The 23,626-nt window shown below is 70.0% G+C and carries 21 protein-coding genes and 1 pseudogene; 7 read left to right on the top strand and 15 right to left on the bottom strand.

The features are described from left to right. Positions 1-41 precede the first annotated feature (41 nt). From ACPEH2_RS09000 to zapE, 5 genes are all read right to left on the bottom strand, one after another. Complete coding sequence (locus ACPEH2_RS09000; RefSeq protein ID WP_308210385.1) at positions 42-746, bottom strand: MBL fold metallo-hydrolase; 705 nt, start codon at positions 744-746, stop codon at positions 42-44. 44 nt (positions 747-790) lie between these two features. Then, on the bottom strand, positions 791-1,237 hold the full coding sequence (locus tag ACPEH2_RS08995; protein WP_359918774.1) for a DUF6098 family protein: 447 nt from the start codon (positions 1,235-1,237) through the stop codon (positions 791-793). 100 nt (positions 1,238-1,337) lie between these two features. Then, a complete protein-coding gene (locus ACPEH2_RS08990; RefSeq protein WP_359918776.1) occupies positions 1,338-1,685 on the bottom strand; it encodes a hypothetical protein in 348 nt (115 codons plus the stop codon). 105 nt (positions 1,686-1,790) lie between these two features. Beyond that, on the bottom strand, positions 1,791-3,008 hold the full coding sequence (locus tag ACPEH2_RS08985) for an ammonium transporter (protein ID WP_359918778.1): 1,218 nt from the start codon (positions 3,006-3,008) through the stop codon (positions 1,791-1,793). A gap of 195 nt (positions 3,009-3,203) precedes the next feature. Further along, positions 3,204-4,235, bottom strand: a complete 1,032-nt coding sequence (gene zapE / locus ACPEH2_RS08980; RefSeq protein ID WP_359918779.1) for a cell division protein ZapE — start codon at positions 4,233-4,235, stop codon at positions 3,204-3,206. A 64-nt stretch (positions 4,236-4,299) separates the two neighbouring features. Between zapE and ACPEH2_RS08975 the strand changes: the two genes are divergently transcribed. After that, entirely contained in the window at positions 4,300-5,004 is a 705-nt protein-coding gene (locus tag ACPEH2_RS08975; RefSeq protein ID WP_359918781.1) for a dihydrofolate reductase family protein, read from the top strand. On the opposite strand, the gene ACPEH2_RS08970 is transcribed toward ACPEH2_RS08975, so the two are convergent. Beyond that, positions 4,976-6,196, bottom strand: coding sequence for an alpha/beta hydrolase family protein (locus ACPEH2_RS08970; protein WP_359918783.1), 1,221 nt, complete (start codon positions 6,194-6,196; stop codon positions 4,976-4,978). The two genes, ACPEH2_RS08975 and ACPEH2_RS08970, sit on opposite strands and share 29 nt — an antisense overlap. Before the next feature lie 25 nt (positions 6,197-6,221). On the opposite strand from ACPEH2_RS08970, the gene ACPEH2_RS08965 reads away from it, so the two are divergent. The 4 genes from ACPEH2_RS08965 to ACPEH2_RS08950 all read left to right on the top strand — a co-directional run bounded on the left by ACPEH2_RS08965 (position 6,222) and on the right by ACPEH2_RS08950 (position 11,423). Continuing rightward, positions 6,222-6,803 (top strand): DUF3000 domain-containing protein, encoded by a 582-nt coding sequence (locus ACPEH2_RS08965; protein ID WP_217531682.1) that lies wholly within the window; start codon positions 6,222-6,224, stop codon positions 6,801-6,803. Continuing rightward, positions 6,796-7,992, top strand: coding sequence for a ribonuclease D (locus ACPEH2_RS08960; protein ID WP_359918785.1), 1,197 nt, complete (start codon positions 6,796-6,798; stop codon positions 7,990-7,992). Before ACPEH2_RS08965 ends, ACPEH2_RS08960 begins: the two co-directional genes overlap by 8 nt. Before the next feature lie 72 nt (positions 7,993-8,064). Next, positions 8,065-9,270, top strand: coding sequence for a thiolase family protein (locus ACPEH2_RS08955; RefSeq protein ID WP_064002119.1), 1,206 nt, complete (start codon positions 8,065-8,067; stop codon positions 9,268-9,270). Between the two features lie 11 nt (positions 9,271-9,281). Next, entirely contained in the window at positions 9,282-11,423 is a 2,142-nt protein-coding gene (locus tag ACPEH2_RS08950; RefSeq protein ID WP_359918787.1) for a 3-hydroxyacyl-CoA dehydrogenase NAD-binding domain-containing protein, read from the top strand. 56 nt (positions 11,424-11,479) lie between these two features. Here ACPEH2_RS08950 and pepN read toward each other — a convergent pair whose 3' ends face one another. The 8 genes and pseudogenes from pepN to dut form a co-directional block, all read right to left on the bottom strand. After that, positions 11,480-14,002, bottom strand: a complete 2,523-nt coding sequence (gene pepN, locus ACPEH2_RS08945; RefSeq protein ID WP_359918789.1) for an aminopeptidase N — start codon at positions 14,000-14,002, stop codon at positions 11,480-11,482. A gap of 28 nt (positions 14,003-14,030) precedes the next feature. Further along, positions 14,031-15,998 (bottom strand): 1-deoxy-D-xylulose-5-phosphate synthase, encoded by a 1,968-nt coding sequence (dxs, locus tag ACPEH2_RS08940; RefSeq protein ID WP_311862023.1) that lies wholly within the window; start codon positions 15,996-15,998, stop codon positions 14,031-14,033. A gap of 74 nt (positions 15,999-16,072) precedes the next feature. Then, positions 16,073-18,937: an aconitate hydratase gene (locus ACPEH2_RS08935; protein ID WP_359918791.1), complete on the bottom strand. Its 2,865-nt coding sequence runs from the start codon at positions 18,935-18,937 to the stop codon at positions 16,073-16,075. Positions 18,938-19,087: 150 nt separating this feature from the next. Further along, positions 19,088-19,348, bottom strand: a complete 261-nt coding sequence (locus tag ACPEH2_RS08930; protein ID WP_423718631.1) for a hypothetical protein — start codon at positions 19,346-19,348, stop codon at positions 19,088-19,090. Positions 19,349-19,409: 61 nt separating this feature from the next. Next, positions 19,410-19,721: pseudogene (locus ACPEH2_RS08925) on the bottom strand (LON peptidase substrate-binding domain-containing protein); the annotation flags it as partial. Between the two features lie 57 nt (positions 19,722-19,778). After that, positions 19,779-20,558: a DUF3159 domain-containing protein gene (locus ACPEH2_RS08920; RefSeq protein ID WP_217531696.1), complete on the bottom strand. Its 780-nt coding sequence runs from the start codon at positions 20,556-20,558 to the stop codon at positions 19,779-19,781. Continuing rightward, entirely contained in the window at positions 20,555-21,139 is a 585-nt protein-coding gene (locus tag ACPEH2_RS08915; protein WP_064002126.1) for a DUF3710 domain-containing protein, read from the bottom strand. Before ACPEH2_RS08915 ends, ACPEH2_RS08920 begins: the two co-directional genes overlap by 4 nt. Continuing rightward, the gene (dut, locus tag ACPEH2_RS08910) at positions 21,136-21,585 is read right to left on the bottom strand and encodes a dUTP diphosphatase (RefSeq protein WP_359918795.1); all 450 of its coding nucleotides are present in this window, start codon (positions 21,583-21,585) and stop codon (positions 21,136-21,138) included. Before dut ends, ACPEH2_RS08915 begins: the two co-directional genes overlap by 4 nt. Positions 21,586-21,597: 12 nt before the next feature. On the opposite strand from dut, the gene ACPEH2_RS08905 reads away from it, so the two are divergent. Beyond that, positions 21,598-22,068, top strand: coding sequence for a DUF3093 domain-containing protein (locus ACPEH2_RS08905; RefSeq protein WP_359918796.1), 471 nt, complete (start codon positions 21,598-21,600; stop codon positions 22,066-22,068). 20 nt (positions 22,069-22,088) lie between these two features. On the opposite strand, the gene ACPEH2_RS08900 is transcribed toward ACPEH2_RS08905, so the two are convergent. Continuing rightward, positions 22,089-22,382, bottom strand: a complete 294-nt coding sequence (locus tag ACPEH2_RS08900) for a DUF4193 domain-containing protein (RefSeq protein WP_018186686.1) — start codon at positions 22,380-22,382, stop codon at positions 22,089-22,091. 218 nt (positions 22,383-22,600) lie between these two features. On the opposite strand from ACPEH2_RS08900, the gene sepH reads away from it, so the two are divergent. After that, on the top strand, positions 22,601-23,623 hold the full coding sequence (sepH, locus tag ACPEH2_RS08895; RefSeq protein WP_217531700.1) for a septation protein SepH: 1,023 nt from the start codon (positions 22,601-22,603) through the stop codon (positions 23,621-23,623). Positions 23,624-23,626: the final 3 nt, after the last annotated feature.

The following is a 23,626-nucleotide window of genomic DNA, read 5'->3' as shown; positions in this document are numbered from 1 at the left end:
CCGGCAGGTCCCAGACCGCCGGGGCTTCGCCCTTGTCCGGATCAGTGTGGACCGACGACCCGGGCCCGTCGAGCAGCTGAGGCGATCCCCGAGATCCAGGGGTCCCCATGCCCCGTCAGCACCACGCCCGCCTCGGTCGCCTCGAGCGCGTCGAGGGAGTGCAGCGCGGTCGCTGCATTCTTCGTGGCCGCATTCGCGACGATCTGCGGACCGCGCTTGCCGGTATACGGATCCAGAGTGACGAGCGCGTCGCCGGACAACAGGACGCCGCGCGTCGCGAAGTAGAACGCACAGTGCCCGTCGGTGTGACCGGGTGTGTGCACGACCGTGGGACGACCCGGCACATCCAGGACGCCGCCGGATGGAAGGGATGCCTCCGCGTCCACCCCGCGCACCGCCAGCGCACCCGCCGCTGCCATCCGACCGATCACAGGGATGCCGCCCGGGTGGGTGAGCAGATACGGGATCCGAGCCACGGCCGGACGATACCGGTACGGATGCCGCGCCAGCCGACGATCATCCGGGTGGACACGCACGGGGACCCCCGACGCCCGCAGTCCGTGAGCGAGGCCGACGTGGTCGAAGTGCGCGTGTGTGAGGAGGACGGCATCGATGTCCTGGCGTCGCAGGCCCAGGTCGCCGAGGAGGACGTCGAGGACCCTTCCCGTCGCCGGCAGTCCGGCATCGACGAGCGTCACGCCGTCGGTATCCCTGATCAGGTAGCAGTTCGTGGCCGCCACTGTCATACGGAAGAATCCGGGACGATCCTCCACCCAGGCCGTCGACGCCTTCATCCCTCCGGCCCCCGACCCGCGTCGAACTCGCCGCGGTAGCGATCCTCCGCTTCCTGGAGCAGCTGCTCGTCGAGGATCGCGATCGCTTCGGGATTCGAAAGCAGCGGCTCACAGTCGGGACCCCGACCGGCGAGCTCACCCCGCAGGACCCATGCGAAGCGGTCCGGGTTCTCGTCCTGCAGATGCCGATACTGCGACAGCTGGCGCGCGAGCCAGTCCTCGAGCGGCCGGGTCCACCAGCTTTCGGCGTCCAGCGGATTGACCGAGAGTCCCGGCAGTCTGCGCCCGCTCTCGGTATCGATGCTCGTCCGCTCCGCATCCTGCGCGGGGCCTTCCGACCAGCGCACGTGAAGGCCCGGGCTGGCGCGCACCAGAGCGGCGAGTTCGGCCAGGCGGTGGATGACGAGCAGGGTGGAGGTGGGACGATCGGCGGCCGCGGACATGCGACGCAACGTACGGATCGGCTTGCACCGCCCGGAGGGCCTTGACATCGCCGCTCCGCGCCGTCGCCGTGTGGACGGCGCGGACCAGCGATGCAGTTCCTCAGTTGGCGAGGATCACCTCCGCCTCGGTGAAGAACTCGCTCACCGCGGCATCCACGGTCTTCGTTCCGAGACCGAGCTCCTTTTCGAGATCCCAGAACTTCTGCTCGAGGGAGCCGTAGCCCACCACGGCCGCCGGGGGTGCGTCACCGATGGGGTTTGACACGGATTCGATGTAGTCGGCGACCTGCTGATCCGAACCTTCGAGCGTTGCGCCCTCGAGCTTGCTCGTGGATGCCGGGAATCCCAGGGTCGTACCGAAGATCTCGCCCGCCTCGGGGCTGTTGACCACGTGGTCGAGGAACAGGGCTGCGGCTTCGGGGTGCTCTGTGCGCGAGGAGATCGCCACCGCCAACCTAGGGCGGAAGACGGAACGAGCGCAAGACTCCGGCCCCTGCACAGAGGAGGGGGCGCCGCGGATGGTCCGCGGCGCCCCTTCGGTGCGAGGTGCGTATCAGTCGACGAGAGCGTAACCCTCTTCGCCGTGGACGACGGTGTCGATGCCGGCGATCTCGTCCTCGTTCTTCACCCGGAAGCCGATCGTCTTCTCGATCGCAAAGCCGATGACGAAGGCGACCACGAACGAGTAGATGAGGACCGCGAAGGCGGCGACGGTCTGCGAGATCAGCTGGCCCGCGTCACCACCGGTGAACAGGCCGGTGCCGGTCGCGAAGAAGCCGAGGTACAGGGTGCCGATGACACCGCCGACGAGGTGCACGCCGACCACATCGAGCGAGTCGTCGTAGCCAAGCTTCCACTTCAGCTCGATCGCGAGGGCACAGACCGCGCCGGCGATGACACCGAGCAGGAGCGCCCATCCCGGCGCCAGAGCGGCGCACGCGGGGGTGATGGCGACGAGACCGGCGACTGCACCGGAGGCTGCCCCGACCGACGTCGCCTTGCCGTCCTTGAGCTTCTCGACGAGAGTCCAACCCAGGATCGCGGCGGCGGTGGCGCCGAGCGTGTTGATGACGATGGTGCCCACGGCCTGGTCCTCGGTGCCGAGCAGACCGAAGGTGCCCTCGGCACCCGCGTTGAAGCCGAACCAACCGAACCAGAGGATCGCGGCACCGAGCATGACGAGCGGCACGTTGTGGGGCTTGTGGATGCCCTTCTGGAACCCGACCCGCTTGCCCAGAACCAGCGCGAGGGCGAGAGCGGCTGCACCGGCGTTGATGTGGACAGCGGTACCACCGGCGTAGTCGATGACTCCGGGCAGCCCCGTGTTGTCACCCCAGTTGAAGATCCAGCCGTCGCCCCACACCCAGGCGGCGACGGGGAAGTAGACGACCGTGGCCCAGATGCCCGCGAAGATCATCCACGCGCCGAACTTCGCGCGGTCGGCGATCGCACCCGAGATGAGGGCCACCGTGATGATCGCGAAGGTGGCTCCGTACGTGGCGCCGACGAGGGTGTCGCTGTCCGCCGCGGCGAGCCCGAAGTCGGCGAACGGGTTACCGGAGAAGGCGAACGTGCCTCCGCCGAGGCTCATGTTGAACCCGAACAGGATCCAGAGGACGCCGATGAGACCCATGGCGCCGAAGCTGAGCATCATCATGCTCACGACGCTCTTGGCCTTGACGAGACCTCCGTAGAAGAACGCGACGCCCGGCGTCATGAAGAGTACGAGGGCTGTCGCGACGACAGACCACGCGAGGTTTCCGCTGTCCATGAAGTTCCTCACTCATGTGTTGTGTAACTCGGTCCCGGCGCGCCTGTTCATTCGGGTAGGCAGTGCTGTCGGGCGCGATCAGTTTGGCGCCGTCGAGTTTCCGCGGCGGGATGCGTCGTGTTTCGCGCCGGTTACGAGCGGGTCGAGCAGGTAAACATCAGGTTTCCCGGCTCTGCGAGTGAGGCGAGATGCGCCCTAGGAGTGAGTGAGAGCCACCAGGCGCGAGACGGCGCGGAGGTACTTCTTGCGGTATCCGCCCGCGAGCATGTCCTCGCGGAACACGGAATCGAGCGGAGTCCCGGTGGCGCGGACCGGGATCTGCGCGTCGTACGCGCGGTCGACGAACGCCACGAAGCGCAGGGCGGCGGACTGGTCGTCGAATCCGACCACGTTCCGCAGGCCGATGGTCCCGATCCCCTCGATGAGGCGGATGTACCGCGACGGGTGCACCGAGGCGAGGTGTCGGATGAACGCCCCGAAGTCGTCATCGGAGACGAGAGCGGATGCCGCGGCATCCGTCATCGCGCTCTCGTACCCGGCGTCGTCGAGGACGACCGCGTGACCGTCTACGGCGCGCTGGCGGTAGTCGGTGCCGTCGATCCGGATGGTCTGGAAGTGCTCCGCCATCGCGTGGATCTCGCGCAGGAAGTCTTGCGCGGCGAATCGCCCCTCCCCCAGGGCATTCGGCGGGGTGTTGGAGGTGGCGGCGAGCTTCGTGCCGGTGGGGACGAGCTCGGCGATGAGTCGTGTCATCACCATGGTGTCGCCCGGGTCGTCGAGCTCGAACTCGTCGATGCACAGCAGATCCGCGCCGCGGAAGAGTTCGACGGTCTTCTGATAGCCCAGCGCCCCGACGAGCGCCGTGTACTCGATGAACGAGCCGAAGTACTTCCGGCGTGCCGGCATCGCGTGGTAGATCGCCGCGAGCAGGTGGGTCTTGCCGACACCGAAACCGCCGTCGAGGTACACGCCCGGCTTCATCGGCGCTTCGCGCTTGGCGCGTCGGAAGAAGCCGCCCCGCGCGGCGGGTGCGCCGCGACCCGAGCTGAAGACCTCGAGCAGGTCCTTGGCCTCCTGCTGCGAGGGATACGCATCGTCCGCGCGGTAGGTCGCGAACGTCGCCTCGTCGAACTGCGGCGGCGGCACGAGAGCGGCGACCATCTCGGCACCGCTCACCTTCGGATCGCGTTCGCTCAGGTGCGTGGTTCCGGAGGAGGTGAGGGGCACCCGACCAGCCTAGCCGCCGGGCGCAGTCCCCTTCGCGGCCCGCAGCGCGTGCGAGGATGGCGGCGTGTGGGTGACCGAGGTGCTGCCGTCGACCGGGGAGCGGGTGGATGCCGCGACGCCCGAGGGGCGCGCATGGTTGGCCGACCGGTACGCGCCGGCCGCGGACGCCTGGGTCCGCCTCAACATGATCACCTCCTTGACGGGGTCGGCCGTCGGCCCGGACGGCACGAGTGACACCCTCACGAACCGCGCCGACCGCGCGATCCTGGGCGTCATCCGCGCGGGCGCGGACGCCGTCGTCGTGGGAGCGCAGACCGTGCGAGCCGAGGGGTACGTCCTCCCCCGTCGCTCCCGCCTCGTGGTCGTGTCGCGAGCGGGTGACCTCGCCGGGCACCGACTCGAACCCGCCGCCGACGGACCCGACGACCAGGTCCTCCTCCTGCTGCCCCCGGACGCGCCGACCCCGCGCCCCGTGCCCGGTGTCACCATCGTCCGCGTCACGCTGGACGACGGACGGATGCCGGTGCCCGGCATCCTCTCCGCACTCGCCGACCGCGGCATCCGACGCATCGTCTGCGAGGGCGGCCCGTCGTTGGCCGGACAGTTCGCCGCGGCCGACGTCGTCGACGAGTACTGCATCACGGCAGCGCCCCGGTTGGTCCCGAGCGCCGGACCGTTCCTGCCGCTGGCGGACGCCGTCGACACGACACCCGCGGGCGTGCTCGTCGACGACGACGGATTCAGTTACCTGCGTCTGCGTCGCCGGTGAGGCCCCGCGCCGACAGCCAGTCGCGGATGTCCGAGGTCCAGCGCTCCTCGTCGTAGTTCCACAGCTTCGTGTGCCGGGCCCCCTCGAACTCATCGAGCGTGACGAGGTCGGGACGTCGATCCCGCAGCGCACGGGAGGCCGCCGGCGGCACGAAGTCGTCCGCCGCGCTGTGCAGGATCAGGATCGGTGCGACGAGCTCGTCCGCCCGGGCGAGGACGTCCAGACGGTCCCACGGGATCGGGTCGCCCGCCCCCGTCAGCGACGACGCCCACGGGCGGGTCAGCGCGTCGAGGGCGAGATGCGTCAGCGGGCGCGGGATGCGGGTGAGGTCGGCGTGGTGCGTCAGCACGCGGCGCCAGTCGACGACGGGCGAGTCGAGGATGACGCCGACGATGAGGTCGCGGTGGGCGGATCCCGCCGCCAGCTGCAGCGCGATCGCGCCGCCCATCGACCACCCCATGAGGATGATGCGCCGCGCCCCGGCGCGACGGGCGTAGCCGATCGCGCGGTCGACGTCGCGCCACTCGGTCGCGCCCAGTGCCGAACTCCCTCCGCGGCTGCGCGGGGCGTCGGCATCGTTGCGGTAGGAGGTGAGCATCGAGGTGATCCCCGCGGCATGGAAGACCGGCACGGCACGCAGGGTCTCCGCACGCGTCGTGCCGCGTCCGTGGATGTGCACCGCCCAGACGTCGCTCCCGCCGCCCGCGGGGAACACCCACGCGGGGCACGACCCGAGCGAAGTGCTGACCGAGACCTCCTCGAACGGGAGGTGCAGTTCGGCGGGATCGGAGAAGTACCACCCGCTGAAGGCTGCGGCGGCGTCGAGGCGATCCGACTCGTCGATCTGGGTGAGGAGCTTCCGGGTGACGGTGTCCGTCCCCGCGGCGAGCACGGTGCCGAGCTTGATGTAACTCTGCGTCCCGGTGGTGAACAGGCCGTAACGCCCCGGGAGGACGGTGTCCGCCGAGCGCGAGAGCGTGATGGTCTGCGCGACGACGTCGACGTCGACGAGGGTCGTGTCCGGCACCCGAGCGGAGAGCGTCACGACGCGCCGCGCGACGCGACCGGCGAGGAGGGCCAGCAGTCCCGTCGTGCTGACGAGCGCCGTGGTGAGTGCGACGACCGTGCTGCGCATCGTGGGAACGGTCCCGGGTCGGGCCGCGTCGGGGACGGCGCGCCTGGAAGCCTTCATGGTGCCCTCACTCTAGTCTGTCGCCGTGACCGAACCCCCGACCGGGACGCCGGAGTTCCTCGCTGTGAGCGACGCGTTGCGCGCCCTGCACTTCCGCGAGGACTTCGTCGTGCGCGAGATCGCCGCACCGGCATCCCTCGCTCCCGAGGCCATCGCCTTCGCGGGCGACGTGCGTCCGGACGACGACGGTGAATCCCCTTACGGGACGGGCCGGATCGTCATCCTCCACGACGCCTCGGAACCGGATGCCTGGGGCGGCCCCTGGCGGATCGTCTGCTTCGCGCAGGCCCCTCTCGAACCCGAGATCGGCACCGATCCCCTGCTGGCCGACGTAGCCTGGTCATGGCTGGTCGATGCCCTCGCAGCGCGCGGAGCGACGTTCCACGCGGCATCCGGCACAGCGACCAAGACCCTCTCGAAGGGTTTCGGGACGCTGGCCGCCGAGGGCGACGGAGCGCAGATCGAACTCCGCGCGTCGTGGTCCCCCGACGGGGATCCGACCGGTCACATGGACGCCTGGGGCGAGCTGGTCTGCATGTTGGCAGGGCTCCCCCCGGGTTCGGAGAACATCGCCGTGTTCGGCGGACAGCGGAGTACACGTGGCTGAATACGAGGTCATCGCCGATCTGGATGCGGCGGCGGCCGCAGCGTCGCGCCTGGCGGCCGGTCACGGTCCCGTGGCCGTCGACGTCGAGCGGGCGTCGGGCTTCCGCTACTCGCAACGCGCCTACCTCATCCAGGTCTACCGGCGCGGCAGCGAGGTGTTCCTGTTCGACCCGCCCGCGATCGGTGACCTCTCCGCCCTGCAGGCGGCGATCGGCGACGAGGAGTGGGTGCTGCACGCAGCCAGCCAGGATCTGCCGTCGCTGCGCGAGGCCGGACTCGAGCCGCCCCGCATCTTCGACACCGAACTCGCCGCCCGACTGCTCGGTCACGATCGGGTGGGTCTGGGCGCCGTCGTCGAGGACACGCTCGGCATCACCCTGGCCAAGGCGCACTCAGCGGCGGACTGGTCGACCCGGCCGCTCCCCCAGGGGTGGCTCGAGTACGCCGCTTTGGACGTGCTGCACCTGATCGACGTCCGCGACGCCTTGGCGACCGAACTCGATGAACAGGGCAAGACCGCCTTCGCCCAGGAGGAGTTCGAGGCAGTGCGCACCCGCGCCCCCAAGCCGCCGCGCGAAGAGCCGTGGCGCCGGCTGAGCGGGCTCCACACGGTGCGCGGTCGCCGCGCGCTCGCCGTCGCCCGTGCGCTGTGGCAGGCCCGCGAGGACTACGCCCGCGAAGAGGACGTCTCCCCGGGAAGGCTCGTGCCCGACCGCGCGCTGGTCGCGGCCGTCATCGCAGACCCCGCGACCAAGCAGGACCTCGCCCGCGTGAAGGAGTTCACGGGACGCGCGAGCCGCAGCCAGCTGGACCGCTGGTGGGCGGCCATCGAGGCGGGGCGCGCAGATCCCGCCCTGCCCGCCGAGCGGGGCCCGGGTGACGGAATGCCGCCGCCTCGCGCATGGGCCGACCGCAACCCCGCGGCTGACGCGCGCCTGAAGGCCGCCCGGCCTCTCGTGGAGGCGCGCGCCAAAGAGCTGGGGATGCCGACGGAGAACCTCCTGACGCCCGACCTGCTCCGCCGCGTGGCCTGGCATCCGCCGGCCGAGGTGACGGCCGAGTCGATCGGCGACGCCCTCGGGGAGCTGGGCGCGCGCCCGTGGCAGATTGCACAGACTGCACAGGTGATCGCCACGGCCTTTGTCGATTCCGTGCAGGTGCCCGACGCGGCATCCGAGACCGCTTCGTAGGTTCGACCCAACCGATTTTCGCGGTATCGCGGCCTCCTTAGGCTGGGTGGGAACCCAATCATTGGAGGCAGTGTGGCCGAGCTTTCGGACGTCTATTTCGTCGACGGAATGCGCACCCCATTCGGGCGTGCGGGCGAAAAGGGCATGTATTGGAACACGCGCGCCGACGACCTCGCCGTCAAGGCGACGATCGGCCTCATGGAACGGAACCCCGACGTCCCGGCTGAGCGCGTCGACGACGTCGCGATCGCCGCGACGAGCCAGACCGGCGAGCAGGGGCTGACCCTGGGGCGGTCGGTGGCGATCCTCGCGGGGCTCCCGCAGACGGTCCCCGGCTTCGCCATCGACCGGATGTGCGCGGGCGCCATGACGAGCGTCACCACGATGGCCGGGGCGATCGGCGTCGGCATGTACGACGTCGCGCTCGCAGGCGGTGTGGAGCACATGGGGCACTACCCGATCGGCGGCAACGCCGACCCCAACCCGCGGTTCGTCGCCGAGAAGATGGTCGACCCCGGCGCCCTCAACATGGGGGTCACGGCGGAACGCATCTTCGACCGGTTCCCGCAGCTCACGAAGGAGCGCTCCGACCGGTTCGGCATGCTGAGCCAGCACAAGGCGCAGGCCGCCTACGAAGCCGGCAAGTTCCAGCCCGACCTCGTCCCCGTCGCGGTGAAGGATGCCGAAGGCGCGTGGGGACTGGCGACCGAGGATGAGGGCCGTCGTCCGCAGACGACGATGGCCGACCTCGCCGCCCTCAAGACGCCGTTCCGCCCGCACGGTCGCGTGACGGCCGGCACCTCCTCCCCGCTCACCGACGGCGCGACCATGTCGCTCCTCGCCGGCGGCGGCGCGGTCAAGGAACTGGGGCTCACGCCGAAGATGCGGATGGTCTCATTCGCCTTCGCGGGCGTCCAGCCCGAGATCATGGGCATCGGCCCGATCCCCTCGACCGAGAAGGCGCTGAAGAAGGCGGGCCTCACGATCGACGACATCGGCCTGTTCGAGCTGAACGAGGCCTTCGCCGTGCAGGTCATCTCGCTGCTCGACCACTTCGGCATCGCCGACGACGATCCGCGCGTGAACCCCTGGGGCGGCGCGATCGCACTCGGGCACCCGCTGGCGGCATCCGGTGTCCGCCTCATGATCCAGCTGGCGGCGCACTTCGCGGAGCGACCCGACGTCCGTTACGGCCTCACCGCGATGTGCGTCGGCCTCGGACAGGGAGGCTCCGTCATCTGGGAGAACCCGCACTACAACGGCAAGAAGAAGAAGTGAGGCAGCCGACCATGACGAACTACGACCGGATCGACTTCTCGCCCCTTCTCGCCCTCTCCGACAGCGAGGTCGTGACCCACTCCCCCGTCCGCGACATCACGCTCGCCAGCGGCAAGGTCCTCGCCCTCATCACGCTCGACAACGGCCGCGACCACACCCGCCCCAACACGCTGGGCCCGGCGACGCTCACCGAGCTCGGCGCGACGCTCGACACCCTGGCGACGCGCGCGGCCGCGGGCGAGATCGACGCCGTCGGCATCACCGGCAAGCAGTACATCCTGGCCGCCGGCGCCGACCTCAGCGAGGTCAGCAACGTCGGTTCGGTGGAGAACGCGCGACTCATCGCCCAGCTCGGCCATTACGTGCTCGGCAAGCTGTCCGACCTCGGCGTGCCCTCGTTCGCGTTCGTGAACGGGCTCGCGCTCGGCGGCGGCCTCGAGATCGCGCTGAACTCGACCTACCGGACGGTGGATGCCTCGGCTGCGGCGATCGCCCTCCCGGAGGTCTTCCTCGGGATCATCCCCGGCTGGGGCGGCGCGTACCTGCTGCCGAACCTCATCGGCATCGAGAACGCCCTCGAGGTCGTCATCTCGAACCCGCTGAAGCAGAACCGGGTGCTCAAGCCGCAGCAGGCGTACGACCTCGGCATCATGGACGCGATCTTCCCCGCCTCGAGCTACCTCGAATCGTCGCTGCGCTGGGCCGACGACGTCCTCACCGGCGCCGTCAAGGTCGAGCGTAAGAACGCCCCCGGCAAGATCGAGCGCCTCACCAAGTGGCCCATCGCGATCAAGATGGCCCGCGGCATGCTCGAGTCGAAGATCGGAACGGTGCCCCGGTCGCCGTACGTGGCTCTCGACCTGCTCGACAAGGCCAAGAGCGGCACCAAGGCCGAGGGCTTCGCGCGGGAGGATGAGGCGCTCGCCTCGCTCGTCACGGGCGACCAATTCGCGGCATCCATGTACGCGTTCGACCTGATGCAGAAGCGCGCGAAGCGGCCGGTCGGTGCGCCCGACAAGGCTCTCGCGAAGAAGGTCACGAAGGTCGGCGTCATCGGTGCGGGACTCATGGCCAGCCAGTTCGCGCTGCTGTTCGTGCGCAAGCTGCAGGTGCCCGTGCTCATCACGGACCTCGACCAGGCGCGCGTCGACAAGGGTGTCGCGTACATCCACGACGAGATCGGCAAGCTCGAGGCGAAGGGCCGGCTCGACGGCGACACCGCCAACAAGCTGCGCGCCCTCGTGACCGGGACGACGGACAAGTCCGCGTACGCGGACTGCGACTTCGTCATCGAAGCCGTCTTCGAAGAGGTCGGCGTCAAGCAGGCCGTCTTCGCCGAGATCGAGGCCGTGGTGGCCGAGGACGCCATCCTCGCGACGAACACCTCGTCGCTGTCGGTCGAGGAGATCGGCGCGAAGCTCGCTCACCCCGAGCGGCTCGTCGGCTTCCACTTCTTCAACCCGGTCGCGGTCATGCCGCTCATCGAGGTCGTGAAGACGCCGAAGACCTCGGATGCCGCCCTGTCGACCGCGTTCGTCGTGGCGAAGGGCCTCGGCAAGAACGCGGTCCTCACTGCCGATGCGCCCGGCTTCGTCGTGAACCGACTGCTCGCCAAGGTCATGGGCGAGGCGGCCCGCGCCGTCTACGAGGGCACACCCGTCGCCGATGTCGAGAAGGCGTTCGCTCCGCTGGGCCTGCCCATGGGGCCGTTCCAGCTGATCGACCTCGTCGGCTGGAAGGTCGCCGCCCACGTGCAGGACACGATGGTTCGCGCCTTCCCCGACCGGTTCTACGCGAACGAGAACTTCCACGAGCTCGCCGCGCTCGACGCGGTCGTCGAGAAGGACAAGGGGGGCCGGGTGACCGGCTTCACGAAGGCCGCCGAGAAGGTCGCGAAGAAGGCGACCGGATCGACACCGGCATCCGCTGAGGAGATCCTCCGCCGGGTGCAGGACGGCCTCGCGCAGGAGATCAAGCTGATGCTCGACGAGGGCGTCGTGCCCGAGGTCGAGGACATCGACCTCTGCCTCATCCTCGGCGCGGGTTGGCCCTTCATCGACGGTGGCGCCACGCCGTACCTCGACCGCGAGGGAGCCAGCGAGCGGGTGTTCGGTGACACGTTCCACCACCCGCCGATCCGCGGCATCGCCTGATCGGACGGCAGGACGGGAGCGGCCCCGGGGTGGATCCCCGGGGCCGCTTCCGTGTGTCAGCGTGCCTCGAGCACCGCCTGGGCCGCACGGACCCGCAGGTCGCGCGCCAGGTGGTCGCGCTCCTCGAGGACGATGCGGCGGAGCGAGCCCGGCGCGTCCGGATGTTCGGCCAGCCACGCGTCGACCGCCGCGGTGTCCTCCGTGGCGGGGAACAGCCCCCGCACCAGACGCGCCGCGATCTCGATGCTGCGCGAGCGCCAGACCGGCAGGATGCGGGCGAAGTAGTCGTCGTCGAACGCCGCGACGAGCGACCGGCTCTGGCCCGCCCGGACACCCCGGATGACCGCGTCCAGATGATCGTTCGTCAGCGTCGGGTCGTCCCACGCCGCGCGCCACGCATCGGCACGGACGGATGCCTCGGGCCGGGCCGCGAGGGCGGCGAGACGCGCCGTACGGCCCGACGACGTGGCATCCCGCGCCGCCTCCTCCTCGATCCGCGTCGCGTCCGCCCGGCCCGAGGCGGCGAGTCCGAACACCCACCCCCAGCGCAGGTCGGGGTCGAGCGCGAGCCCCTCGGGAGTCGGGGCCCGACCGTCGAGGATCGCCGTCATCAGCTCGGCGCGACCGTCCGACAGCTCAGCGGCCACCCCGACGGCACGAGCCCAGATGAGCTGCGCGTCCGAACCGGGGGCCGCGGCGTCCATCGCGGCCCCGGCGGTGTCGAGCCACGCATCCGCCGCCGCGGCACGGGCGGCGTCCGGGACGTAGTGGCGGACCGCGAAGGCCGCGTGCGCGAGGACGTCCGCCAGCAGGGCGGGGTGCGGTTCCTGCGGCGCATGCCGTGCCGCGATGGCGAGGTAGACGGATGCCGCGAGCTCGCCGTCCCGGACGGCGTTCCACAGCGCAGCCCAGACGACGCCCCGCGCGACCGCATCCGGCACGGTCGACAGACCCTCCTGGACCGCGGCGAGCGACCGGTCGTCGAGCCGCACCTTCGCGTACGACCGGTCGTCGACGTTCGCCACGACCACAGCGGCGTCGGGGAGGACGGGGGCGGTCACGACCGTCCGCTCCTCGAACAGGTCGACGGCGACGTCGCCGCGGGCCACGAGCCGCCCGCCCTCGTCGTCCCAGAGCCCGACGCGGACGGCATGGGGCCTCGCGACGTCCTGCACGACTGCGAGGGGGGCGCGCTCGGTCCTGAGGGTGGGCAGACCCGTCGTCTCGAGCCACGCGGCACTCCACGACCGCAGGTCGCGGCCCGAGGCCTCTTCGAGGGCCGCCAGGAGGTCCTCCAGCGTCGTGTTGCCGTAGGCGTGCGACGCGAAGTAGCGGCGCGCCCCGCGGAAGAACGCCTCCTCGCCGACGAAGCCCACGAGCTGCTTCAGGACCGAGGCGCCCTTGGCGTAGGTGATCCCGTCGAAGTTGAGCTTGGCCGCCTCGAGATCGGGGATGTCGGCGACGATCGGATGCGTCGTCGGCAGCTGGTCCTGCACGTACGCCCAGCCCTTCCGCCGGCTCGCGAAGGTGACCCAGGCATCCGGGTGGAGCCCCGTCGCGACGTTGGCGTGGGTCCCCATGAAGTCGGCGAACGACTCCTTGAGCCACAGGTCGTCCCACCACCGCATCGTCACGAGGTCGCCGAACCACATGTGGGCCATCTCGTGCAGGATCGTGTTCGACCTGGCTTCGCGCTGGGCCGCCGTCGCCGCTCCCCGGAAGACGTACGCCTCGGTGAAGGTCACCAGTCCGGGGTTCTCCATCGCGCCGAGGTTGTACTCCGGGACGAAGATCTGGTCGTACTTGCCCCACGGGTAGTCCTGGTCGAACGCGCTCGTGAAGAAGTCCAGGCCGCGACGGGTGATGTCGAGGATCTCGTCCGCGTCGAGGTGCTCCGCGAGCGAGGCACGACAGAGCACCCCGAGGTCGACGCTCTGGCGTTCGCCTCGCCACACACCGTCCACACGGTGGTACGGGCCCACCGCGACCGCGGTGACGTAGCTCGAGAGCGGCGGCGTCTCGGCGAACGAGACCCGGACGCCGCCGTCGACGTCGGTGCGCCCGGTCTCCGCACCGCCGGAGAGGATGACACCGTCGCCCGCGGCCGTGACGTGGAAGGTCCACCGCGCCTTCAGATCGGGCTGCTCGAAGCAGGGGTAGACCCGGCGGCTGTCGGCGGGCTCGTACTGCGTGTAGAGGTACACCGCGCCGTCGACCGGGTCGGCGAAGCGGTGCAGACCCTCACCCGACCGGCTGTACCGGCCGCGCGCGCGGATCCGCACCGTGTTGCGTTCAGCCAGGCCCGTCAGTCGGATGCGGGCGCCGTCCCAGTCGACCTTTCGGGTCTCCCCGTTGATCTCCACCTCGTCGACCGACGCGCCCAGGAAGTCCACCCAGGTCTCCGGGGTCGCCGCGTCGAAGCGGAGGATGCTCTGCGTCTCGAAGTCCTCGCGCGCCGGGTCGGACGCCGATCGCACGTCGAGGTCGACCTCGATCGTTTCTAACGTGACGACGGATGCGCGGCCCGCGGCATCCTCTCGACTCAGGTTCTCATCGCCGGGATGCTGCGGTGTCTGCATCCCTCCATGCTGTCACGCAGGCGCGACGTCAGTCCGACGCGGAGTCGGCGGGGCCGCGCAGTTCGACGTCCTGCGAGGACCACACCGCGTCGTCGGTCGATTGCCGGGCGATCGGCACGCGGGTGCCGAGGACCTGAGCGACCACGTCCTGCGCGATCTTCGGTGCCGTGAGCCCCGCATCCGCGAGGATCTGCTCGCGACTCGCGTGGTCGATGAACTCGTCGGGGAGCCCCAGCTCATCGACCGCGGTCGACACACCGGCCTCGCGCAGCACCTGCCGGACGCGGGTGCCGACGCCGCCGACGCGGATGCCGTCCTCGATCGTGATCACGAGGCGGTGGGATGCCGCCAGGTCGACGATCGCGGGGCGGATGGGCACGGCCCATCGAGGATCCACGACGGTCGACCCGATGCCCTGCGCGCGCAGACGTTCGGCGACGTCGACGGCGAGGTGGGCCATGGGTCCGATCCCGACCAGGAGCACGTCCTCCGCACCGCTGCGGTAAAGGACGTCGGTACCGTCCTCGAGCCGCTCGATCGCCTCGAGGGCGTCGGGTACGGATCCCTTCGGGAAGCGCACGACGGTCGGGGCGTCCTCGACCGTGATGGCCTCGTCGAACAGTTCGCGCAGCCGCTCGCCGTCGCGGGGTGCCGCCAGACGGATGCCGGGGACGAGCTGCAGCATGGCGAGGTCCCAGATGCCGTGGTGGCTGGGGCCGTCGGGGCCCGTGACACCCGAGCGGTCGAGGACGAAGGTGACGCCCGCCTTGTGGAGGGCGACGTCCATCATGACCTGGTCGAACGCGCGATTCATGAAGGTCGCGTAGATCGCGACGACGGGGTGGAGTCCGCCGAAGGCGAGACCGGCGGCCGAGGCGACCGCGTGCTGCTCGGCGATGCCCACGTCGTACACGCGGTCGGGGAACCGCTGCGCGAACGGTTGCAGACCTGTCGGGCGGAGCATCGCGGCGGTCATCGCGATGATGTCCTCGCGCCGGTCGCCGGCGTCGACGAGGGCGTCCGCGAACACGTCGGTCCACGCCACGGCATCCGAAGCTCCGATGGGCTCACCCGTGACGGGGTCGATCTTGCCAACCGCGTGGAACTGGTCGGCCTCGTCACGCCGGGCCGGCTCGAAGCCGCGCCCCTTGTCGGTGATCGCGTGCACGATGACGGGGGCGCCGTACTCCTTCGCGAGGCGGAGGGTCTCCTCCATCGCGTCGAGGTCGTGCCCGTCGACGGGACCGAGGTACTTGATGTCGAGGTTGGAGTAGAGCGCGATGTTGTTCGTGAACCGGGAGAGGAACCCGTGGGTGCCGCCGCGCACACCGCGGTAGACCGCGCGCCCGACCGGGCCGAACAGGCGTGAGACGTGCGCGGAGCTGCGACGGAGCGTCTTGTAGCTGTCGGCGGTGCGCACGCGGTTGAGGTAGCGGGCCATGCCACCGATGGTCGGCGCGTACGACCGGCCGTTGTCGTTGACGACGATGACGAGGTTGCGGTCGTTGTCGTCGGAGATGTTGTTGAGCGCCTCCCACGTCATCCCGCCCGTCAGCGATCCGTCACCGACGACGGCGACGACGTGACGGTCCTTGCGCCCGGTGCGGGTGAGGGCACGCGAGACGCCGTCGGCCCAGCTCAGCGAGCTCGACGCATGCGAGGACTCGACGACGTCGTGCGGGCTCTCCGACCGCTGCGGGTAGCCGGCGAGGCCGCCGCGGGAGCGGAGCTTCGAGAAGTCCTGTCGCCCGGTCAGCAGCTTGTGGACGTAAGACTGGTGCCCCGTGTCGAAGATGATGGGGTCGTTCGGCGAGTCGAACACACGGTGGAGCGCGATCGTGAGCTCGACCACGCCGAGGTTGGGCCCGAGGTGGCCACCGGTCCGCGAGACGTTCTCGACGAGGAAGGTCCGGATCTCGTCGGCGAGGATGTGGAGCTCCTCGCTCGAGAATCGGTCGAGGTCACGTGGACCGGTAATTCCCTCGAGAAGACTCATGTCCAGAGTCTACGTGGCCGTACGCGAGAGGACCCCGACTCCACGCGGAGCCGGGGTCCTCTTGACAACGGAGCTCAGACGAGCGAACGCAGCACGTACTGCAGGATGCCGCCGTTGCGGTAGTAGTCGGCCTCACCGGGGGTGTCGATACGGACGACCGCGTCGAACTCGATCGTTTGCTTGCCCTCGGGCGAGAACTCGCTGGGCTCGGCGACGACCTTCACCGTCTTCGGGGTGACGCCCTCGTTGAGCTGCTCGAGACCCGTGATCGAGACGATCTCGGTGCCGTCGAGGCCGAGCGACTTCCAGCTCTCCCCCTCGGGGAACTGGAGCGGCACGACACCCATGCCGATGAGGTTCGAGCGGTGGATGCGCTCGAAGCTCTCGGTGATGACCGCCTTGACGCCCAGCAGGCTGGTGCCCTTGGCCGCCCAGTCGCGCGACGAGCCCGAGCCGTATTCCTTGCCGCCGAAGACAACGAGCGGGGTGCCCTGCGCCTGGTAGTTCTGGCTCGCGTCGTAGATGTACGACTGCGGGCCGCCCGGCTGCGTGAAGTCGCGAGTGAACCCGCCCTCGACGACCTTGCCGTCGTTGACGGCGGCCACGAGCTCGTTCTTCAGGCGGATGTTGGCGAAGGTGCCGCGGATCATGACCTCGTGGTTCCCGCGGCGCGAGCCGTAGGAGTTGAAGTCCTTCTGCGCGACCCCGTGCTGGGTCAGGTACTGCGCGGCGGGGGTGCCCGCCTTGATGTTCCCGGCCGGGCTGATGTGGTCGGTCGTGACCGAGTCGCCGAGCGTCGCCATGACGCGCGCGCCGGAGATGTCGGTGACCGGTGCGGGGGTGCGCTCCATGCCGTCGAAGTATGGCGCCTTGCGGACGTACGTCGAGTCCTCGTCCCATTCGAAGACGGGACCAGTGGGCGTGGGCAGGTTCTTCCAGCGCTCGTCACCGTCGAAGACGGTCGAGTACTGCTTGATGAACTGCTCGCGGGAGATCGAGTGGTCGATGACCTCCTGCACCTCGTCGGGCGAGGGCCAGATGTCCTTCAGGAACACGTCGTTGCCGTCCGCGTCCTTTCCGAGGGCGTCGGTCTCGAAGTCGAAGTTCATCGACCCGGCGAGGGCGTAGGCGACGACCAGCGGCGGCGACGCGAGGTAGTTCATCTTCACGTCGGGGCTGATGCGACCCTCGAAGTTGCGGTTGCCCGAGAGCACCGCGGTGACGGCCAGGTCGTTCTCGTTGATGGCCGCCGAGACCTCGTCGATGAGCGGGCCCGAGTTGCCGATGCAGATCGTGCAGCCGTAGCCGACCGTGTAGAAGTCGAGCGCCTCGAGCGCCTTGTCGAGCCCGGACTTCTCGTAGTAGTCCGTGACGACCTTCGAGCCGGGGCCGAGCGTCGTCTTGACCCACGGCTTGCGCTTCAGGCCCTTGTCGGTGGCCTTCTTGGCGAGCAGTCCCGCTGCGATCATGACCGACGGGTTCGACGTGTTCGTGCACGAGGTGATGGCCGCGAGGGTCACCGCGCCGTTGTCGAGGAGGTAGGACTGCCCGTCGGGCGTCGTGACCTTGACCGGCTTGGATGCCGCGTGGCGGGCACCGCTCGAGATCATCGAGGGGACGTGCTCGTGGTCGTGCTGGTGCGAGACGCCCTCGGCCGAAACCGTCTCGTGCTCGACACCCGGGGTGGTACCCGGGTCGGAGGCGGGGAACGTGCCCTCGATCTCGACCGAGTCCTCCTCGGCGGCATCCGCGTAGTTGAGGATGTCCTTCTCGAACTGGCTCTTCGCCTCGGATAGCAGGATGCGGTCCTGCGGGCGCTTCGGGCCGGCGATGGAGGGGACGACCGTCGAGAGGTCGAGCTCCATGAACTCGCTGAAGCTGAGGTCGCGCGCCGGGTCGTGCCACAGCGACTGCGCCTTCGCGTACGCCTCGACGAGCGCGACGGTCTGCTCGTCGCGACCGGTCAGACGCAGGTAGTCGAGCGTGACGTCGTCGACGGGGAACATGGCGGCGGTCGAGCCGAACTCGGGGCTCATGTTGCCGATGGTGGCGCGGTTGGCGAGCGGCACCTGGGCGACGCCCTCGCCGTAGAACTCGACGAACTTGCCGACGACGCCGTGCTTGCGGAGCATGTCGGTGATCGTGAGGACGACGTCCGTGGCGGTCACGCCGGCGGGGATCTCACCGGTCAGCTTGAAGCCCACGACGCGCGGGATCAGCATGGAAACGGGCTGGCCGAGCATCGCGGCCTCGGCCTCGATGCCGCCGACACCCCAGCCGAGCACGCCCAGGCCGTTGACCATCGTGGTGTGCGAGTCGGTGCCGACACAGGTGTCGGGGTAGGCGCGCAGCACACCGTCGACGGTGCGGTCGTAGACGACCTTGGCCAGGTGCTCGATGTTGACCTGGTGGACGATGCCGGTGCCGGGCGGGACGACCTTGAAGTCGTCGAAGGCGGTCTGGCCCCAGCGGAGGAACTGGTACCGCTCGCCGTTGCGCTCGTACTCGATCTCGACGTTGCGCTCGAGAGCGTTCTCGCTGCCGAAGAGGTCGGCGATGACCGAGTGGTCGATGACCATCTCGGCGGGCGAGAGCGGGTTGATCTTGTTGGGGTCGCCGCCCAGGGCGGTCACGGCCTCGCGCATCGTGGCGAGGTCGACGATGCACGGGACACCGGTGAAGTCCTGCATCACGACGCGTGCGGGCGTGAACTGGATCTCGGTGTTCGGCTCGGCGTCGGGCTGCCAGTTCCCGAGAGCCTCGATCTGCTCCTTCGTGACGTTCGCACCGTCTTCGGTGCGGAGCAGGTTCTCGAGGAGGATCTTGAGGCTGTACGGAAGCTTCTCGTAGCCGGGAACGGTGTCGATGCGGAAGATCTCGTAGTCGGTGTCGCCGACCGTGAGTGTGCTCTTCGCACCGAAGCTGTCAACAGTGGACACGTGTGCTCTCCTTCGTCGGCGGGCGCGGCGTGAGCCGGCCCTCCCATCTTCGCCCCGCCCGGTCCCGGCGGCTAGTGAGGTCTGCCTTACCGTGACGGGCGAAATCTATCTTGATATCAAGATACCTCACGGACGCCTCCGGCACGTGTGTCAGACGTCCCCGTCGTCCGTATCGGCCGCATCCGCGATCCGCGCGATGAGGACCGGTTCCTCCTCGAGACACATCCCGCTCAGCCGTTCGAGCAGATCCGCGACGCTCGTAGAACCCAGCAGGCGGAACCGGTCGTACTCCCCCAGCGGGGCCATGGCGGCCAGCTGCCACGTCGAGACGACGGGATCGTCGGCCACCTCGGCATCCGGGTCCCACCGCGCTTCGTCGAGGACCGCAGCCAACGTTGCGACACGACGCACGACGCACGACGCGCTCCACCTCACGGCGCAGCGGCAGGAGGTCCTCGTCCCAGGCGAGCGGCGCGACCGGTGACACGTCCGCCACGGGATGCGGGTCGTCCTCACCCCACCTGTCGACGGCGATCCGCTCCCCTCCCACCGCGATCACGAACAGGTCCTCCGCGCCCGCCTCGACCCGGACGATGCGCGCCAGGGTTCCGAGCATCGCGCGCTCGTCGCCGCCCCCGGCCTCGAATCCGCGCTCGATCAGGACCACCCCGAACGACGGGTCGTCGGCATCGAGCAGCCGCCCGATCATCGTGAGGTACCGCGGCTCGAAGACGCGCAGCGCGAGCGGCGTGTGCGGGAGCAGCACGCTTCCCAGCGGGAACATGGGCACGGCGTCCATGGGCTCAGTCAATCAGCCCCGCGGCGCCGGTGGGGTCGTTCCTCAGCTCTCGTCGAGGCGCGGGACACGGGGCGGGTACAGCGCCCGGACCGCGAGCCATGTCACGGCGACCATCGGGGCGAACAGCGGCAGACCCATGACGAGTTTGAGCGTGCCGAGTGCTGCGACCTCTCCCGCGAGGTACAACGGGAGCTGCACGGCCAGCCGGGCGTAGAACAACGCCGCCCACGCGATCGTGAGCCAGAAGAAGGCACGACGCTTGCGTCGGTCGGCGCGCCACGCGGTGCCCTCGTTCATGAGGAAGCCGACTGCGAGTCCGATGAGCGACCAGCCGATCAGTGCCGAGATCAGCAGACCGGTGCCGTACGCGGCGTTCGTGATCAGCCCGGGGACGAAGTTGTCCTCGCCGCGACCGGTGAACAGCGCGAGCGCGGCAGCGACACCCGTCGCGACGAGACCGCCGAAGGCGGCGGCCGCCGGCGACCGCTGGAGGAGGCGGATGATCGTGAACACGGCCGCGAGCCCGACCGACGCCACGAGCGACAGCACGAGGTCCTGCCCGGTGACCGTGAAGAGGACGACGAAGACGAGACCGGGGAGGACGGATTCGGCGATGCCGCGCCATCCCCCCATCGCCCGCCAGACGACGTGACCGGTCGTCGCATCCTCGGCCGGATCCAGTCCGGCCCGCTTCGCCGCACCGCCCAGGGCCTGCCCGAGCAGCTCGGACGCCGTCGCACCCTCGGATGCGACCGGGGGGACGAGGTCGGGGCGGGGCGTCGAGGGCTCGTCGGATCCGCCCTGGTCCTGCGACGCGGTCATGCGCTGCCGGGAGAGGCGGGCATCTTCAGCGGGATCAGGTCGCGCGGCGGCATGGGGGTCGCTCCCCGCACCACGACGATCGATCGGAAGAGGTCCTCGACCTGCGCCGCAGCGTCGATGTCGCTCGCGGCGGCTCCGCCGATGACGCCGCGCAAGAACCACCGGGGACCGTCGACACCCACGAACCGGGCGAGACGCTTGCCGGCCGCGCCGTCGGCTCCCGCGACGGGGACCTCGGCGAGCAGCTCGGGACCGAGCGGGCCCTCGCGCTCCTCGACGCGACCGCCCTGCTGGCGCACCTGCTGTCGGATCTGCTCACGCGTCTCCTCCCACAGGCCGCTCGAGCGCGGCGCGGCGAAGGGCTGGACCTGCAGCGTGGAGCCGGCGTAATCGAGGCCGACGGCCACGATGCGCTTGGTCTGCTCCTCGACCTCGAGACGCAGGTTCAGGCCCTCGCGGGGCAGCACCTTCACGCCGCCGAGATCGATGTACGGACGGACGGGATTGGCTTCCGCCTCGTCGAAGGGACCGTTGCTGGCACGATCGCTCGGTGCCGACTTGGGGGCGAGCTCGTCGCTCATGCGGGTTGTCCTGTCGTATAGCCGGTGGATCCGAATCCCCCGTCGCCGCGCACACTGTCGGGAAGCGCGTCGACGGGGAGGAAGGTCGCCCGCGAGACGGGCATGACGATGAGTTGGGCGATGCGGTCGCCGGGCGCGACGTCGAACGCCTCTGCGGCATCCGTGTTCAACAGCGTGACCTTGATCTCGCCGCGGTAGCCGGCATCCACCGTCCCCGGGGAGTTGACCACCGTGATGCCGCGCTTCGCCGCGAGACCGCTGCGCGGCACGACGAAGGCGACGTAGCCGTCGGGCAACGCGATGCGCACGCCGGTGCCGATCAGGGCGCGCTGCCCGGGGGCGAGTCGGACCCGCTCCGTGGCGACGAGGTCGGCGCCCGCGTCGCCCGGGTGCGCGTAGACGGGGACCTGAGCCGAGATAATGGGAACGTCCACGGTATCCATCACCCCCCGAGGCTAATGCACAACACCGACCGCTCCACTCCCCCCTCGTACCGCGAGCGGCTGAGCCCGTCGCTGTGGCTGCTGGTCAGTGCCGCGGTGTGCGCACCGATGGCCGCGGTGACCTTCGCGCCGATCGACACGACCCTCGCGCTCGTGGTCGGTCTGGCCGTCGGCGTGGGCCTCGTCTCGGCACTCATCGCCGGCGCTCCGGTCGTCTCGGTGAGCGACGGCGAACTCCGCGTGGGCCGCGCGCACATCGCCGTCAGCGACCTCGGTGAGCCCGAGATCCTCGCCGGCGAGGCCGCCCGGGCCGCCCGCGGCAGCGACCTCCGCCGCGACGACTGGCACCTCCTGCGCGGAGGCATCGACGGTGTCGTCCGCGTTCCCGTCGCAGACGAGGACGACCCCACGGCGCGGTGGGTGTTCTCGTCCCGCACCCCCGAGAGGGTGGCGGCGATGATCACCCGCGCGCAGCGGGGTCGCTGAGACCTGAAGGTCGGGGCCGGTCAGGCCGCGCACTCGGTGCAGATGGCACCGATCGAGGTCTGGTGGTCGATCTGGGTGCGGTGCTTCACGAGGAAGCACTCGACACAGGTGAACTCGTCCTCCTGCGGAGGCAGGACGACGACGTCGAGGTCGACGTCGGAGAGGTCGGCGCCGGGCAGTTCGAAACCGCTCGGGTTGTCGGAGTCCTCGACGTCGACCGAGCCGGACATCTTGTCCGGGACGCGTTCCTTCAGAGCCTCGATCGACTCGCTGTCGTCTTCGGTCTTGCGGGGGGCGTCGTAATCCGTGGCCATGCGAGAACGTCTCAACTTTCGGGGTGTTGCAGTGGGTGCGGCCCGTTCGGGCGGCCATAGTTTGCATCACGCACCCGTGAATCGCAAATGGGCCGCCGGGTCGCCGCCGCCTTTCGGAGGGGCCTCACCGCAAACTCGCGGCACGCCCCGGATATTCCCGTCGCCGGGCGCCCGCCGTGACACCATGGGCGCACACGCTGGATCTGGAGGACGTCCGCATGGAACAGCTCAAAGTGATCGGCACCGAGGACGGTCGCCTCATGCTCGCGACCGACGCCGGCGACCGCTTCTCGCTCGCCGTCGACGAGGCGCTGCGCACGCAGTTGCGCCGCCTGCAGCGCGACGCCGAACCTCGACTCGCCCGCCCCAACCCCCGCGACATCCAGGCGCACATCCGTGCCGGGATGTCGGCTGAGGACGTCGCCCAGCTGCTCGGAGTCCGCGTCGAGGACGTCCAGCGTTTCGAAGGGCCCGTCCTCGCCGAGCGCGAGCACGTCGTCGACCAGGCCCTCGCCGTGACCGTGCTGATCGGCGGCGAGCTCGACCCCGGGGCGCAGCCCACGTTCGGCAACGCCGTGCGCGCGAAGCTCGCCGAGGCGGGCGCGACCGGCGAACGGTGGACGAGCTGGAAGGACCAGAACGGCTGGACCGTGAAGCTCGAGTTCACCGTCGGCGAGGTCGAGCACGACGCGCGGTGGTCGTTCGACCCCCGCCGATCCTCGCTCGCACCCCAGAACTCCGACGCGACGCAGCTCTCCCGGCAAGGCTCCCTCCCGGAGGGCCTCATCCCTCGCCTGCGCGCCCTCGACACCGCTCCGCAGAAGGATGCCTCGCGGTTCGACAGCGGATCGTTCGGTCCCCGCGGGCTCGTCGCCCCCGACGGCGCGGCCGAAGCGACCGACGATCGCCCCTCCTCCTCGGCGGCTGTACAGCAGGCCGCGATCAAGCGTGCCCCGGACGCCCCGGTGACCTCCGCGGAGACAGCCGACCTCCTCGAGGCGCTCCGCCGCCGCCGCGGACAGCGCGAGCCGATGCCGACGGAGCAGACCGAACAGCGGTCGTCGAGCCCGGTCGCCCTGTTCGACGCGCTCGAGACGCCCGAGGAGTCCGCCCCCGACGAGCCGGCACCCACCGAGACCGAGGCGAGCGAGGCTCCGGCCGAGCAGACGCGCCGCCGCGGACGCACGTCGATGCCGTCGTGGGACGAGATCGTCTTCGGCGCCCGCACCGAGGACGGCTGAGCG

The sequence above is a fragment of the Microbacterium sp. NPDC064942 genome (genome assembly GCF_049545525.1).
GTDB classification, from domain to species: Bacteria; Actinomycetota; Actinomycetes; order Actinomycetales; family Microbacteriaceae; genus Microbacterium; species Microbacterium gawkjiense.
The sequence above is the reverse complement of the archived record's forward strand: the minus strand, read 5'-3'. Positions and strand labels throughout refer to the sequence as shown.

Coding starts and splice junctions, on each gene's coding strand:
- ACPEH2_RS09000 (WP_308210385.1), bottom strand. CDS start 746: ATGACAGTGGCGGCCACGAACTGCTACCTGATCAGGGATACCGACGGC.
- ACPEH2_RS08995 (WP_359918774.1), bottom strand. CDS start 1,237: ATGTCCGCGGCCGCCGATCGTCCCACCTCCACCCTGCTCGTCATCCAC.
- ACPEH2_RS08985 (WP_359918778.1), bottom strand. CDS start 3,008: ATGGACAGCGGAAACCTCGCGTGGTCTGTCGTCGCGACAGCCCTCGTA.
- ACPEH2_RS08970 (WP_359918783.1), bottom strand. CDS start 6,196: ATGAAGGCTTCCAGGCGCGCCGTCCCCGACGCGGCCCGACCCGGGACC.
- ACPEH2_RS08950 (WP_359918787.1), top strand. CDS start 9,282: ATGACGAACTACGACCGGATCGACTTCTCGCCCCTTCTCGCCCTCTCC.
- pepN (WP_359918789.1), bottom strand. CDS start 14,002: ATGCAGACACCGCAGCATCCCGGCGATGAGAACCTGAGTCGAGAGGAT.
- dxs (WP_311862023.1), bottom strand. CDS start 15,998: ATGAGTCTTCTCGAGGGAATTACCGGTCCACGTGACCTCGACCGATTC.
- ACPEH2_RS08920 (WP_217531696.1), bottom strand. CDS start 20,558: ATGACCGCGTCGCAGGACCAGGGCGGATCCGACGAGCCCTCGACGCCC.
- ACPEH2_RS08915 (WP_064002126.1), bottom strand. CDS start 21,139: ATGAGCGACGAGCTCGCCCCCAAGTCGGCACCGAGCGATCGTGCCAGC.
- ACPEH2_RS08905 (WP_359918796.1), top strand. CDS start 21,598: ATGCACAACACCGACCGCTCCACTCCCCCCTCGTACCGCGAGCGGCTG.
- ACPEH2_RS08900 (WP_018186686.1), bottom strand. CDS start 22,382: ATGGCCACGGATTACGACGCCCCCCGCAAGACCGAAGACGACAGCGAG.
- sepH (WP_217531700.1), top strand. CDS start 22,601: ATGGAACAGCTCAAAGTGATCGGCACCGAGGACGGTCGCCTCATGCTC.